We start from the raw sequence: 12,604 nt of genomic DNA, 5'->3' as shown, positions 1-12,604 counted from the left end.
GTTTATGAGAACCAATATTTCTTTAGAAGAGGCCCTAGAGGTTCTGCTAAAAGAAAGTACTACTACAGAAGCCATTGATGTACCGATTCTAGATGCTTTAGGAGGTGTACTGGTAGAGGATATAGTATCAGACATGAATATGCCCCCCTTTAAAAAATCATCATTTGACGGGTATGCTGTTCGATCAGATGATATTCATAATGCTACAGAGGACTTCCCTGTAACTCTGAAGGTAATCGATTTTATTCCAGCAGGGCATGTATCCTCTAAAGAGATAGGTGAAGGAGAGGCTATACGTATTATGACGGGTGCTAAATTGCCAAAAGGTGCTGATGTAATTATAAAATTTGAAGAAACACAATTCACCAAAGAAACCGTCACTATTTATAAAGGTTATCCCTCAAACACCAATATTGTAAGAGTCGGCGAAGATATGGAGGTTGGAAACATTGTTTTAAAACAAGGCGATGTTATAGATGCACAGGATATAGGGGTTTTCGCTACTCTAGGAAAGGCATATGCAAAGGTTTTTAGAAAGCCAAAGGTAGCCATCCTTTCTACAGGAGATGAGTTAATAGATATCCATCAGCCATTGATAGAAGGAAAAATAAGAAATAGCAATTCTTATGTGATTGCTGCCCTAGTGAAAAATAATGGTGGGGAGCCAATCATGTTAGGAAAATGTATAGATGACATAGAAATCATTAAAGAAAAGATTCAAGAAGCTTTAGCAAAAGTAGATATAGTTATTACAACAGGCGGAGTCTCTGTGGGGGACTGTGATTTGGTGAAGGATGCTTTTCAAGAAATAGGAGCGGACATGCTATTTTGGAGAGTTAAAATGCCTTCTTCAAAATATATAGTGGTTGCAAAATACCAAAAAAAACTATTAATAGGTCTCTCAGGAAAGCCTGCTGCAGCATATGCTGCTTTTGAAAAAATTGTAAAACCTGTAATCCTAAAGATGATGGGAAGGATAGAGCAGGAGGATACTTTATAAAATAAAAATCCACCATTCATATAGAAATAGTGGATTTTTTAATGCTAAAAAATTATATTTTTCGTATGGCTTTTATGCATTAAGCTTTTCCAGTAAGGCATCAGCATCGATACCATGTACTGCTGCCGCCTGCCCTACGGTTTCCATTTGAGAGGAAGGGCAACCAAGGCATCCCATACCATAAGACATCAAAATAGAAACTGCATTAGGGTTTATCTTTAATACATCACTGATTAATGTATCCTTTGTGATTTTCATAAGTAATAGCCTCCTTATTTTTTCTTGATTTACTATCAGTATAAAGGTTATTAGCATGAAAAAACATAGTTTATATCACAAATTTCTGTGATGCTTATCACACAATAGAGAATAAAGAGACTGATTATCTATTAAATACCTAATTCCTTTCGTTTCTTCTCTATATGGTCTACATAGATTTGGATAGTTTTTTCAGCATCCAGCTCAACCATCAGCTTTCCTAATCCAAGGGTTTCAGTTGTTTCTGTTAAGGTCTTTACCACCACATCACTGCCTGTCACAGATGGTACAGGGGCTACATGGACTAACCATCCTAATGCTATGGCTGTACAAGCATCTGCAACTGCTTTTTGCTCCAGATACTCAGGGGCGCCTATTACTAAAGGCAGTTTATCAGTATCTACATTCAGGGCATCTGCCAGTTCCATAGCTGTATGAGTCATCTTTCCAATATCAACACAAGCACCATAGGACAATACTGGGGGAATACCAAGCTGTTGGCAGACTGCCTTTAATCCATCTCCTGCTTCTTCAGCAGCAGATGGGTGGGCCAAGCCTGTATATTCCATAACAGAGGATGTGCATCCACCAGATAGCACCAAAATATTGTTTTCGATTAAGCCCTTTGTAATCTTAAAGATATTACTTCCTCCTTGACCATAACGGGCTGTAGTACAACCAACAATGGTGGCAATACCACGGATATTACCATTGGCAATTTGTTCGATTAATGGATCAAAGCTACCTCCTAAAGCATCTCTTATGGATTCTGTACTAAAGCCTACCATACATTCAGAGGTATATGGAGGTATATAAACCTCTCTATTTTCATCTCTTCTTTTGGAGAAAGCTTCTAAAGCCATGTTCAGTACTTTTTCTGCCTGTTCATTCATTTTCTCTGGTACAAAGTCCAAGGTTTCTGTACCCTGCAGCTTGATAACAGGATGGGTGCTTACCAGCTTGGTACCAAAACGCTTTGCATATACCGGCAAGGTTGGTACTGTACAGTTGTAGTCAAACATAAAGAGGTCAATTACACCTGTTGCTAATAGATATTCTTCTGATAACCATTCTCCCTCTTGACCACCATAGGCCCGCATGCTTTGTGTACCAGCATAGTTCAACAGCTGTTGTCCTTCACAAACATGACCAAAGATTTGTATACCATTGGCTCCTACCTGCCTAGCTTTTTCCTGCCACTCATCAGTAGAAGCCATCTCGATGGCTACATGGGCTAATAAAGGCATATGACCATTGGTGATGATGTTGACCATATCGGGACTCAAAAGACCCATATTTTGCTTCTGTGTTGCAATCTTTTGGGTTCCCATTAAGATTTCCTGAAGGATATCTAAGGCAAATAGTCCTTGATACTCATTGGCTACTCCCTGACGGACACAATGCAATAGAAAATCCACAGGATCAGAGGTGAAATTGGTCATACATTTGGTTTGGGCAAAAGCTACTTCACTATAGCCTCCCCCAGGGAAAAGACCTAGCTTATTCCACAATTCCTTCCGCTTTGTAGGAGCAAAGGCTTCTACTAGCTTGGAAGGCTCATGGAAGGGCCGATGAATATCCTCCATGACCCAATCAGAAAACTGTACAGCTAGTTTTTCTAATGGATCATTAGGATTAAAGCCTGCCATCTCTGCATATTGCTTTAGCTTTTCAGCATCTCTGATTTTTAATCCACTTTCAGGATGCTCTCCAGCTGCCTTCAAAGTACGGGCTGCCTGGTGAGCGTGAAAAATATTGGCAGAGGTTCCTATGGTCACATGACGGTAGGTAAAGTTCCGGGCCACCATAGTATGGGCGTCTACACCACAAACTCCACGAGGTGCCTTAGGATGAATTCTACATGGTCCATTGGCACAAAGCTGACAGGATAAGCCCTCCACACAAAACCGGCATTGAGGCTGTTGCTCAGAAAATCTATCAAAAACATTGGTTAAGGTTGCATTATGTACTACCTGATACATTTCTCGCATTGCTGGATCTACGATAACATTTAAAGGGTAACCTTCGGGGCTTTGGTCATCTACTTTGATATGCTCCCTCTGCCACTGATGGACCTCTTCTGGTGCGGGAGATTTCTTAATATTGTCATAGTTGATTTTTACTTTATCATGAATATCCTCATGATAAGTAGGATCATTGGTACCACTGACACCAGTCACATCTGCAGTTAATCCCACCTTTCCCTTACCAATGGGATTGGTACTGTTTTTTAAATCTTCTTTCTTGTAATCCGACATCTAATCATCCTCCATGTACTAGTATTATAAATAAAATTTATCTATAGTATTTTTTTCAATAATATGCAAAACTATGTATTTTAAAAAGAATAGGTTATAATAAAATGAAAGCTAAAGATTTAGCAAGAGATGATAGGAAAAAGCCACAGTTAATCAAATGCAGGTCAAGCTACTTGGGAGGAGATAATATGGGATTTTATCAAGAATTTAGTAAGTATTATGATATAGTTTTTCCTATGGGAAATGCACAATTGGAATTTATTAGGAAAAGGACATCAAATCCTAAAGGTAAAATATTAGATATCGCCTGTGGAACAGGAAATTATGCACTAGCCCTTGCAGAAAAAGGATTTTTCGTAGCAGCATTAGATCTTGATACAGAGATGATTAAACAGTTGGAAGACAAAGTAAAAGCTAAGGGGCTGGCATTAGAAGCTTTAACTGGAGATATGAAAACAGTAAAAAACCATTTTAAAGAAGGAAGCTTTGATACTGTATTTTGTATTGGAAACTCTTTGGTACACCTGACAAAGCTAGAGGAAATCCAGCAGGCTTTAGATCAAATGTATAGTATCCTGAAGGTAGGAGGGTATTTGATTTTACAAATTATCAATTACGATAGAATTACTAAATACAATATTGATGGATTACCCACGATTGAAAACAAAGATGCAGGGGTAAAATTTATAAGAAAATATAAATACGAAGAAGAGAAAAAAATTATTCATTTCAATACAGAATTAGTTGTGGCACAAGAAAATACAACGAAGACCTACTCCAACAGCGTACCGCTATATCCATTACAGAGTCAACAGCTAATGGGCATGCTTCAAACAGCTGGTTTTCAAAATATTCAGCTATATGGCAGCTTTTTGGAGGAAGAATACAGGGAAGAAAGCTATGCTACAGTAGTGGCGGCAGAAAAGTAAGAGGGGAAGGGGGAAGGATAGCATGAAAAATATGAACATAGAGATTTTAAAAGGGATACCAGTGTTTTCCCAGCTTAAGCAGCAGGATATTGAAAAAATCAGCAAGATATCCATCGAGAGAAGCTTAAAAAAAGGCACCATCATTTTTATGGAAGGTGATCCTGGAGAGGCCTTTTACTTTATTAAATCCGGGAAGGTCAAGGTCTATAAAACAACCCTAGATGGCAGGGAGCATATTTTTACTATTTTATCAGCAGGAGGAGTTTTTGCAGAGGTAGCATTATTTAATGACATAGCTTATCCTGCTTCAGCGGAGGTAATAGAGGATGCAGAAATTGGCATGATCAAAAACAAAGACCTAGAAGATTTGATTCGTACCAATGCAGAAATTGCCCTAGAAATTATTAAGGTTTTTAGCAAAAAGCTTTTTAATTCACAGCAAAAGGTAAAGGAGCTGGCATTGGGAGACACTTATATGCGAATAGCAAAAAATCTTATCACCTTTGGCAAGGAGCATGGAACAAAAACTCCTGATGGGGTAGAAATAAAGTTAAATATCTCAAGACAAGAGCTTGCCAATATGATAGGAACTGCAAGAGAAACTGTGAGTCGTGCCTTGAGCCAATTTAAAAAAGAAGGAGCTATCGATATAGAAGGAAAGAAAATTACTATAAAGAATATGGAGAAATTGAAAGACTGGATTCAGTAGGGATTGTGGATATAAGGTTTGGAATTTTAGGCTTGCTGTGTATGGGTATTCCCCATCAGACTATAGTTTAGCAATGAAATAATGGAAGTGTACAACTATATAACAAGTAATTGGTAGTGGCTAATTCTCTATAAAGGAAGTGAAAGAATGCAACAGGAACAAATACGAAAGGACATTTTAAATCGGCTTAAAACTGTAAAAGGACACATTCAAGGAATTGAAAAAATGGTGTCAGAGGATAAATCCTGTGAGGATATATTACTACAGATTGCAGCAGTAAAGTCCTCTATAGAAAAAGTTGGTGCTTTGATTGTGGAGGAGCATGCAAAGGATTGTCTTCTGAAAGACAATATTACGCCGGAAGAAGTAAACAATATTTTAAAAACAGTGATTAAGTTTGCAAAATAAATAAAAATGAGTCAAAATGCTTGACTCATTTTTATTTACAAAAAGATTTAATCACTAATAAATAGGTTGACAGGGATTTGTATTATATACTATTATAATAATTGAACATAGACATATGATTATGTACCAATATAAGAATATACTTTGTGGAATAATTGGGAGGACTAGATGAAAAAATATGTAGAAATATTTAAGGCATTATCTGATGAAAATAGGTTAAAAATCTTATTAATGCTAACCTATGGCGAGTTATGTGCTAACGACATTCAAGAACAATTGGAATTAACTCAGCCTACTATTTCTCATCATATGAAGGTGTTGCAGAAAGCAGATTTAATCAGACTTGATCGAAGAGGAAAATGGATGTACTATGCCATCAATAGTCAGAAGGCCCATGAATTATGTAAGCTAGTGCAAGAAATCACTACGGTTTGTGAAGCAAGAGGATGTGGTAGCTCTCAGGATTGTTATAATCAGCAGATGAAGAAGGAGTGATCTTTATGTTAGATAAAAATATGGATTTTCATATCAATATATCTAAGGATGCTGTGGAGTATATTATCTGCAATGGTGAAAGTGCCATCATAAGATATAGTAAAAAAGGATGATGTCATAGTGGGGATCGTTATGTACCTGTTATAGAATTAGGTAGTCCCCAAGATAATCCGGAGGATTATTATTGTTATCCTATAGAAAATATACAGATTTATATCGATAAACGTATAAAAACCTTTCATGGAGAATTAATAATAGAACTAGCCAGATTATTACGCTGGAAAAAGCTTACTTTAGAAGGAGCAGAAATTATATAATTGTTTTAATGCTTCCCCTGAAGGCTAAGTGGATACAGTGTTTCTAAAAATTAGCTTTAATACAATTGAGAAGGAGTGTTTATATGTCACAAAATCAAAAGAAAAAGTCAGGAGGACTAGGATTCTTTGAAACCTATTTGACTGTATGGGTTGCACTGTGCATTGCCATAGGTGTAGCTATAGGACAATTTTTACCAATTGTTCCTGAAGTATTAAGTCAATTTGAGTATGCACAGGTATCTATACCAGTGGCGATTTTAATTTGGCTGATGATTTATCCTATGATGCTGAAAATAGACTTTAGCAGTATTGTAGAGGCTACGAAAAAGCCAAAGGGTCTTATTGTTACCTGCACAGTAAACTGGTTAATTAAGCCCTTTACTATGTATTTAATTGCGGCCTTTTTCTTTAAGGTAATATTTCAAAATTTTATCCCAGAGACTTTAGCTAATGACTACTTAGCTGGCGCAGTGCTTTTAGGAGCAGCACCTTGTACAGCAATGGTATTTGTTTGGAGTCACTTAACAAAGGGTGATCCTGCCTATACCTTAGTCCAGGTTGCAGTCAATAACATTATTCTTCTATTTGCCTTCACACCTATTGTTGCAATTTTACTAGGTATAACAGATGTTATAGTTCCTTATGATACATTATTTTTATCTGTTGTTTTATTTATTGTTATCCCTCTCGCAGGTGGATATATGTCTAGGAACTATATTATAAAAGAAAAAGGAATAGATTATTTTGAGAATGTTTTTCTAAGGAAATTTGACAATGTAACCATTGTTGGTCTATTATTAACGTTAATTATCATTTTTACCTTCCAAGGAGACGTTATCTTAGGAAATCCGCTACACATTTTGTTGATCGCTATACCTCTGACTATCCAAACCTTTTTCATCTTTGCAATCGCCTATGGGTGGGCAAAGGCATGGAAATTGCCCCATAATATTGCTGCACCAGCATCCATGATTGGTGCCAGCAACTTCTTTGAGCTAGCAGTAGCAGTGGCTATCGCTCTATTTGGATTGAATTCTGGTGCTACCTTGGCTACAGTAGTAGGGGTGCTGGTGGAGGTGCCAGTAATGCTGGCATTAGTAAGAATCGCCAACAATACAAGACATTGGTTTGGAGAATCACAGCTGGGAAGCTAGAGTTTATTTTAAAAACCCACTATAGATAAGCAACCCTATGATTAAATAAATAATGCTAAGCGGTACATTTGCAGAACATGACCATAACTCCCAGTGAATGTAGATGAGAAATACGTTAAGCAATCTGTATGTTTGAGGATAGCCAGGTTGCAGATTGTAGGATTTTTCATCGAAGTGAGCTGTAGGAGTTATTCATGGGCGAAACCGTAACGTGTGTATTATTTATTTAAACTCAAAATTGCTTATCAATACCTGTAGGTATTGATAGATACCCTTAAGGTAGTGGGTTTTGTTGTGAGGAAAAACTATTATTACTAAAAATTGCATATATTTTTTTATAATGTATCACACTAAAAACTAGAATATAGGTAATGGGGTGATCGTATGGAAGAAAGAAAAGATGTGATGTCCTTTATTGAAGACCTGGATAAAGCAAATGATTTTTTTAAGGGTGTAGAGGAAGTAAACAAATTTAATATGTCTGCTATTGTAGAGTTAATTCAGTATTATAACATGAAGGAATTTGGGAATCCTATCTATACAAGAGAGGAAATAAGAAGAGGGATAAAAAAGTATTTGACAAAAGAATGAAAAAAATGGTAATAATATAAATAATAAAGGCATTTGTTAAGTAAGATGCTACATAGAACCATAGCAAAGTTGACTGCGTCAATTGGAGAAAATAGTATTATGTTTTTATTGGCACAGGTCTGTTAAATGCTTTTTTATTAGGGTATTTAATGAATAGTAAAAAGAATCTATTGAGGAGGAATAATGATGAGTCAAGAAGTAATTGTTTTTACAAGTAACACATGACCACATTGTGGAACAGTGAAGGAGTTTCTTTCACAGAAAGGTGTAGAATTCGTAGAAAAAAATGTGCAGACGGATCCAGCAGCTCGAAAGGAATTAATGCAAAAAGGGATTATGGCTGTACCAGTGGTTCAAATCGGCGGAGAAACTGTTGTAGGCTTTGATAAAGATAAAATTGAAGAACTATTAGGATAAATAAAGGAGGCAGAGCAATTAAGCTCTGCCTTAAAGCTGTAGCAGAGTCAACAGTACCCTACATAAATCCATCGCACAATTCTATATCATATAGCATAATCTGTAAAAACATTATAAATAATGATTTAATACAATGATGTTAAAAAAAGTATTTATAAAACAGATTTTTACAAAAACCCTAACGGTTCTTTAACATTATGCTATAATAAAAAGAGAATAATATTTAGTGTGATATTGAGGAAGGGGATTTCTATGCAGGGGATATTGTATCAGTTTTTCAACTTAATACTAATTATTGTATTATTCGCAGCACCTATAGCGCTGACAGTAATCCTGCTGCGGCATTTTGGTAAATCTAAAAACACAGTAGATAGTGAGGAATACCTTATTGAGAAGATAAGGGATTTAGAGAAAAGAATTGAAGTATTGGAGGAGAATCGATAATTAATTTATTGAATTTCGTAAAAAATATATTTATTGACACTCTATAGATTTTAAATTATAATACAAAAAAACATATAAGAAAAGCGATGATTAAGACAAGTAGAAATAGTACCTTAGTAAAAAGCGAATCGATGATGGTGAAAGATCGATAGAAAGACTATTTTGAATGGACTTAAGAGTGCTGACTGAAATCATAGTAGGTCAAGACGGATACTTCCACCGTTAGGGAAGGGTTGATACATTCAACAGCTAAGGGAGTGTTTTACACTAACTAGAGTGGTACCGCGGAGAATAGCTCTTCGTCTCTAAATGATAATTTATGAGATGAAGAGTTTTTTATATAATATAAAGTAGGAGGGAACAAAATGATGGAGAAAAAAGAAAAAGTGATTTTTAGTGGTGCACAACCTACTGGAAGCTTAACTTTAGGTAACTACATTGGAGCGATACAAAACTGGAAGGCATTAGAAAATGATTATCAATGTCTTTACTCTATAGTAGATTTACATTCTTTAACCATTCGACATGATCCGAAGGAATTTAGAGAATCCTGTTTATCTTTTTTGGCACAGTATTTAGCCTGTGGATTAGATCATAAAAAAAATATCCTTTTCTTTCAATCACATGTTCGTCAGCATACTGAACTTAACTGGATTTTAGGCTGCAATACTTATCTAGGAGAGCTTAACAGAATGACACAATTTAAGGAAAAATCAGAAAGACATAAGGATAATATCAATTCAGGCTTGTATACATATCCAGTACTTCAAGCAGCGGATATTTTATTGTATCAAACTAATTTGGTACCTGTAGGTGAGGATCAACGTCAGCACATAGAATTAGCCAGGGATATAGCCATTCGATTTAACAACGCCTATGGGAAAACCTTTCAGCTGCCGGATATTTATGTTGGTAAAGTCGGTGCAAGAATCATGAGTCTTCAAGAACCAGAGAATAAAATGTCAAAATCTGATGAAAATGTAAATGGAACCATTTTTCTACTGGATAGCAATGATGTTATTGTGAAAAAAATGAAACGTGCAGTTACTGACAGTGAAAATGTAGTGTTATATCGTGATGAACAGAAAGGTATCAAGAACTTAATTACCATCTATTCAAAGCTGCAGAACTGTAGTGTTCAAGAGGTTGAAGAAAAATATGCAGGCAAAGGCTATGGAGCTTTTAAAACAGAATTAGCAGAAATCGTAGTAGAGAGTTTAAAGCCTTTTAAAGAAAAATATCAGGACTATATGACAAACCCTGATTATATAATAGGAGTATACAAAAATGGTGCTGAAAGAGCTGCAGAAATTGCAGAAAAAACCATGCAAGAAGTAAGAGAAAAAGTAGGATTGGTGTAATGAAGGAGAGAATACTATGAAAATAAAGGGAGTCCTACCAAAAATAGCAAGGTTATATATAGGCCTATTTATCTTTGCATTAGGTATTGTCACTACTATAAATGCCAACTTTGGGTTGCAGCCTTGGGATGTATTACATCAGGGTATTTCTATCAATACAAGTCTGACACTGGGGCAGGCTAGTATTATTGTGGGATTGTTATTACTAGCAATAAACTTTTACCTAGGAGAAAGAATAGGATGGGCAACTATAGCTAATATCGTATTTATAGGTATTTTTATTGATTTTATTATGTCAATGGAGATGATACCGATAGGAAGCAGCTTTGTAATGGCATTAGTGATGGCAGTCATTGGTATGTTTCTTCTTGGACTTGGCTCCGCTTTATATATTGGAGTAGGATTAGGTGCAGGACCAAGGGATGGCATCATGGTGGCCTTCACCAAGAGGACAACACAATCCGTGCGCCTTATTAGAAGCAGTATCGAAGCCTCCGTTTTAGTTGTAGGATATCTGTTAGGAGGAACAGTAGGCATAGGAACCTTGATTATGGCTTTATCAGTAGGATACTTTATTCAATTGGCCTTTAAGATATGTAAATTTAACATAAGAAAAATAAAGCATAGATATATTGATGAAGATATTAGGTTGATAAAAAATTGGATGCAGCAAAGGAAAAATATAAAAATAAAAGCAAAAGAATAATTGCAAAAACCTTCCAGTAATAATATTTTATTGAGCCTCTATACTAAATATAGAGGTGATGAAGAATGAAAAAAAGAAACAATCCTGTAGTGCCTGAGGCAAGACAAGCATTAAATACTTTTAAGACAGAGGTAGCCAGAGAACTGGGGTTGCAAAATGATACCCATGCAGGTCATGTAGGTGGTAATATGGTAAAAAAGATGGTGGAGGAAGCAGAGAAATCCTTGACACATTTAGGAAGATCATAATTTAAATCTTTTGATTGTTTTAAAAACCCAGCACATACTTGTATTTTCGGATACACTATGACAGCTGGGTTTTCATAATTTTGCAGTTGACAATAATTTTTTAAGGATTAGATTTTATTGACTATTTTTTAAGGAACAGTTATTATTTAAAATAAGAAGAAAAAATATTGATAAAAATGTGAGAAAATTGAAGCGATATTTTGTGTTGATTAAAGGAAGTGAGACCTTGAAAAAACCCCATTTTTCTATTATTGCATTTGTAGCCTTTACGATATTTGGAACAATTATAGGTATCCATATAGATGTGCTTGGGGAAATCAATGAAGAATTTCCCTTACCCTTTAGTGGTGATACAGAGGTTCAAGAGGTTTTGGATTTGAGGAAGGCTAACCAAGACATGAAGACAAGAATAGAAGAATTAAGAACAGAGATAAATAATTATGAAGAAGAAAGAGCTACAGAAAATATTGTATTAAAAAACCTTAAGACCAAGGTAAATGAAAATAGGATGCTGGCAGGTCATGAAGCAGCAATAGGGCCTGGTATCAAAATAACCTTAGAAAGTACTTTGGAAGAAAATATAGCCATCATTGTACAACAAAAAAAATATTTAATTAATCTTATTAATGAGCTTAGGATGTCTGGAGCTGAAGTTATTGCTGTTAATAATCATAGAATTACTGCTAGAACAGAAGTAACCCTAGCGGGTATTCATATTAATGTAAATACAATGCCTATTGCACCGCCTTATACGATTAAAGCGATAGGAAATATGGACGGATTTCGTCGTTATGTAAATTTTAGAACCTTACTATTTGATTTAATGCAAGGAGACGGAATTCATGCAACTATAGAATTTGAAGAGGAAATGAAGATTCCAGCCCTGACTAAAGAAAAGCCTATACAATTTTTTGATATAACTGGAAATGGTAATTAGCACAAAAAAACAACAAGACTTCATTTCTCCTGTTGTTTTTTTGTGTGTTGTATGATTGTATAGTTGCTGCTAACATATCTTTCGAAAGGTTGTTTGAGACTTAAAAGAGTCTATAGTATCTTCAATAGTCAAAGTTTTTGAATCATGACTTTTATAGGTGTTTATTTCTTGGATATTAAAAACTGTTATAGTGAAGGCCATTAATAAAATAGCTATTATTCTGTTAAGCATCATCATTCCTCCCTAAACCAAGATGGTTGTTGTGTAGTGTATTAATAAGACTTAATTTATAATACTATAAACAAATAATATTTGATGAATTATATGTTTGTATTGACTATATTTTTTGTAAAAAAAACAAAAAATATAGAT

Annotated in this window: 16 protein-coding genes, 1 pseudogene and 1 other annotated feature; of the genes and pseudogenes, 14 read left to right on the top strand and 3 right to left on the bottom strand. The window is 35.3% G+C overall.

Translation table 11 applies throughout. The features are described 5' to 3' along the window. The first annotated feature begins 4 nt into the window (after positions 1-4). Positions 5-1,000 (top strand): molybdopterin molybdotransferase MoeA, encoded by a 996-nt coding sequence (locus tag BMX10_RS09285; protein WP_090442844.1) that lies wholly within the window; start codon positions 5-7, stop codon positions 998-1,000. A gap of 72 nt (positions 1,001-1,072) precedes the next feature. Here BMX10_RS09285 and BMX10_RS09280 read toward each other — a convergent pair whose 3' ends face one another. Next, positions 1,073-1,258, bottom strand: a complete 186-nt coding sequence (locus BMX10_RS09280) for a DUF1858 domain-containing protein (RefSeq protein WP_090442841.1) — start codon at positions 1,256-1,258, stop codon at positions 1,073-1,075. Positions 1,259-1,389: 131 nt separating this feature from the next. After that, positions 1,390-3,516, bottom strand: a complete 2,127-nt coding sequence (gene cooS / locus BMX10_RS09275; RefSeq protein WP_090442838.1) for an anaerobic carbon-monoxide dehydrogenase catalytic subunit — start codon at positions 3,514-3,516, stop codon at positions 1,390-1,392. 188 nt (positions 3,517-3,704) lie between these two features. Between cooS and BMX10_RS09270 the strand changes: the two genes are divergently transcribed. The 13 genes and pseudogenes from BMX10_RS09270 (at position 3,705) to BMX10_RS09215 (ending at position 12,232) form a co-directional block, all read left to right on the top strand. After that, a complete protein-coding gene (locus tag BMX10_RS09270; protein WP_170834757.1) occupies positions 3,705-4,445 on the top strand; it encodes a methyltransferase domain-containing protein in 741 nt (246 codons plus the stop codon). 22 nt (positions 4,446-4,467) lie between these two features. Next, complete coding sequence (locus BMX10_RS09265; protein ID WP_090442832.1) at positions 4,468-5,154, top strand: Crp/Fnr family transcriptional regulator; 687 nt, start codon at positions 4,468-4,470, stop codon at positions 5,152-5,154. Between the two features lie 147 nt (positions 5,155-5,301). Further along, positions 5,302-5,562 (top strand): metal-sensitive transcriptional regulator, encoded by a 261-nt coding sequence (locus tag BMX10_RS09260; protein WP_090442829.1) that lies wholly within the window; start codon positions 5,302-5,304, stop codon positions 5,560-5,562. A 168-nt stretch (positions 5,563-5,730) separates the two neighbouring features. Continuing rightward, the gene (locus tag BMX10_RS09255) at positions 5,731-6,057 is read left to right on the top strand and encodes an ArsR/SmtB family transcription factor (protein WP_090442826.1); all 327 of its coding nucleotides are present in this window, start codon (positions 5,731-5,733) and stop codon (positions 6,055-6,057) included. Between the two features lie 125 nt (positions 6,058-6,182). Beyond that, positions 6,183-6,374, top strand: a pseudogene (locus BMX10_RS18590) (hypothetical protein); the annotation flags it as partial. An 83-nt stretch (positions 6,375-6,457) separates the two neighbouring features. Further along, complete coding sequence (arsB, locus tag BMX10_RS09250) at positions 6,458-7,528, top strand: ACR3 family arsenite efflux transporter (protein ID WP_090442823.1); 1,071 nt, start codon at positions 6,458-6,460, stop codon at positions 7,526-7,528. 384 nt (positions 7,529-7,912) lie between these two features. Continuing rightward, positions 7,913-8,119: a hypothetical protein gene (locus BMX10_RS09245; protein ID WP_090442821.1), complete on the top strand. Its 207-nt coding sequence runs from the start codon at positions 7,913-7,915 to the stop codon at positions 8,117-8,119. 186 nt (positions 8,120-8,305) lie between these two features. Continuing rightward, entirely contained in the window at positions 8,306-8,536 is a 231-nt protein-coding gene (locus BMX10_RS09240) for a glutaredoxin family protein (RefSeq protein ID WP_090442818.1), read from the top strand. Between the two features lie 252 nt (positions 8,537-8,788). Beyond that, entirely contained in the window at positions 8,789-8,980 is a 192-nt protein-coding gene (locus BMX10_RS09235) for a hypothetical protein (protein ID WP_090442815.1), read from the top strand. A gap of 77 nt (positions 8,981-9,057) precedes the next feature. Further along, positions 9,058-9,290, top strand: a binding site (T-box leader). A gap of 58 nt (positions 9,291-9,348) precedes the next feature. After that, complete coding sequence (gene trpS, locus BMX10_RS09230; protein WP_456298992.1) at positions 9,349-10,341, top strand: tryptophan--tRNA ligase; 993 nt, start codon at positions 9,349-9,351, stop codon at positions 10,339-10,341. A 16-nt stretch (positions 10,342-10,357) separates the two neighbouring features. Then, on the top strand, positions 10,358-11,047 hold the full coding sequence (locus BMX10_RS09225) for a YczE/YyaS/YitT family protein (protein ID WP_090442810.1): 690 nt from the start codon (positions 10,358-10,360) through the stop codon (positions 11,045-11,047). A 65-nt stretch (positions 11,048-11,112) separates the two neighbouring features. After that, complete coding sequence (locus tag BMX10_RS09220) at positions 11,113-11,295, top strand: alpha/beta-type small acid-soluble spore protein (protein ID WP_090442805.1); 183 nt, start codon at positions 11,113-11,115, stop codon at positions 11,293-11,295. A 226-nt stretch (positions 11,296-11,521) separates the two neighbouring features. Further along, entirely contained in the window at positions 11,522-12,232 is a 711-nt protein-coding gene (locus BMX10_RS09215; protein ID WP_090442802.1) for a DUF881 domain-containing protein, read from the top strand. A gap of 69 nt (positions 12,233-12,301) precedes the next feature. On the opposite strand, the gene BMX10_RS18005 is transcribed toward BMX10_RS09215, so the two are convergent. Further along, the gene (locus BMX10_RS18005; protein WP_170834756.1) at positions 12,302-12,463 is read right to left on the bottom strand and encodes a hypothetical protein; all 162 of its coding nucleotides are present in this window, start codon (positions 12,461-12,463) and stop codon (positions 12,302-12,304) included. Between the last annotated feature and the right edge of the window lie 141 nt (positions 12,464-12,604).

It is taken from the genome of Natronincola peptidivorans (assembly GCF_900111615.1).
GTDB classification, from domain to species: domain Bacteria; phylum Bacillota; class Clostridia; order Peptostreptococcales; family Natronincolaceae; genus Natronincola_A; species Natronincola_A peptidivorans.
The sequence above is the reverse complement of the archived record's forward strand: the minus strand, read 5'-3'. Positions and strand labels throughout refer to the sequence as shown.

Bases quoted from the DNA above. Each gene is read 5' to 3' on its own strand.
- BMX10_RS09225 (WP_090442810.1), top strand. From the start codon at position 10,358: ATGAAAATAAAGGGAGTCCTACCAAAAATAGCAAGGTTATATATAGGC.
- BMX10_RS09280 (WP_090442841.1), bottom strand. From the start codon at position 1,258: ATGAAAATCACAAAGGATACATTAATCAGTGATGTATTAAAGATAAAC.
- BMX10_RS09265 (WP_090442832.1), top strand. From the start codon at position 4,468: ATGAAAAATATGAACATAGAGATTTTAAAAGGGATACCAGTGTTTTCC.
- BMX10_RS18005 (WP_170834756.1), bottom strand. From the start codon at position 12,463: ATGCTTAACAGAATAATAGCTATTTTATTAATGGCCTTCACTATAACA.
- BMX10_RS09285 (WP_090442844.1), top strand. From the start codon at position 5: ATGAGAACCAATATTTCTTTAGAAGAGGCCCTAGAGGTTCTGCTAAAA.
- arsB (WP_090442823.1), top strand. From the start codon at position 6,458: ATGTCACAAAATCAAAAGAAAAAGTCAGGAGGACTAGGATTCTTTGAA.
- BMX10_RS09245 (WP_090442821.1), top strand. From the start codon at position 7,913: ATGGAAGAAAGAAAAGATGTGATGTCCTTTATTGAAGACCTGGATAAA.
- trpS (WP_456298992.1), top strand. From the start codon at position 9,349: ATGGAGAAAAAAGAAAAAGTGATTTTTAGTGGTGCACAACCTACTGGA.
- BMX10_RS09255 (WP_090442826.1), top strand. From the start codon at position 5,731: ATGAAAAAATATGTAGAAATATTTAAGGCATTATCTGATGAAAATAGG.
- BMX10_RS09270 (WP_170834757.1), top strand. From the start codon at position 3,705: ATGGGATTTTATCAAGAATTTAGTAAGTATTATGATATAGTTTTTCCT.
- BMX10_RS09220 (WP_090442805.1), top strand. From the start codon at position 11,113: ATGAAAAAAAGAAACAATCCTGTAGTGCCTGAGGCAAGACAAGCATTA.
- BMX10_RS09235 (WP_090442815.1), top strand. From the start codon at position 8,789: ATGCAGGGGATATTGTATCAGTTTTTCAACTTAATACTAATTATTGTA.
- BMX10_RS09260 (WP_090442829.1), top strand. From the start codon at position 5,302: ATGCAACAGGAACAAATACGAAAGGACATTTTAAATCGGCTTAAAACT.
- cooS (WP_090442838.1), bottom strand. From the start codon at position 3,516: ATGTCGGATTACAAGAAAGAAGATTTAAAAAACAGTACCAATCCCATT.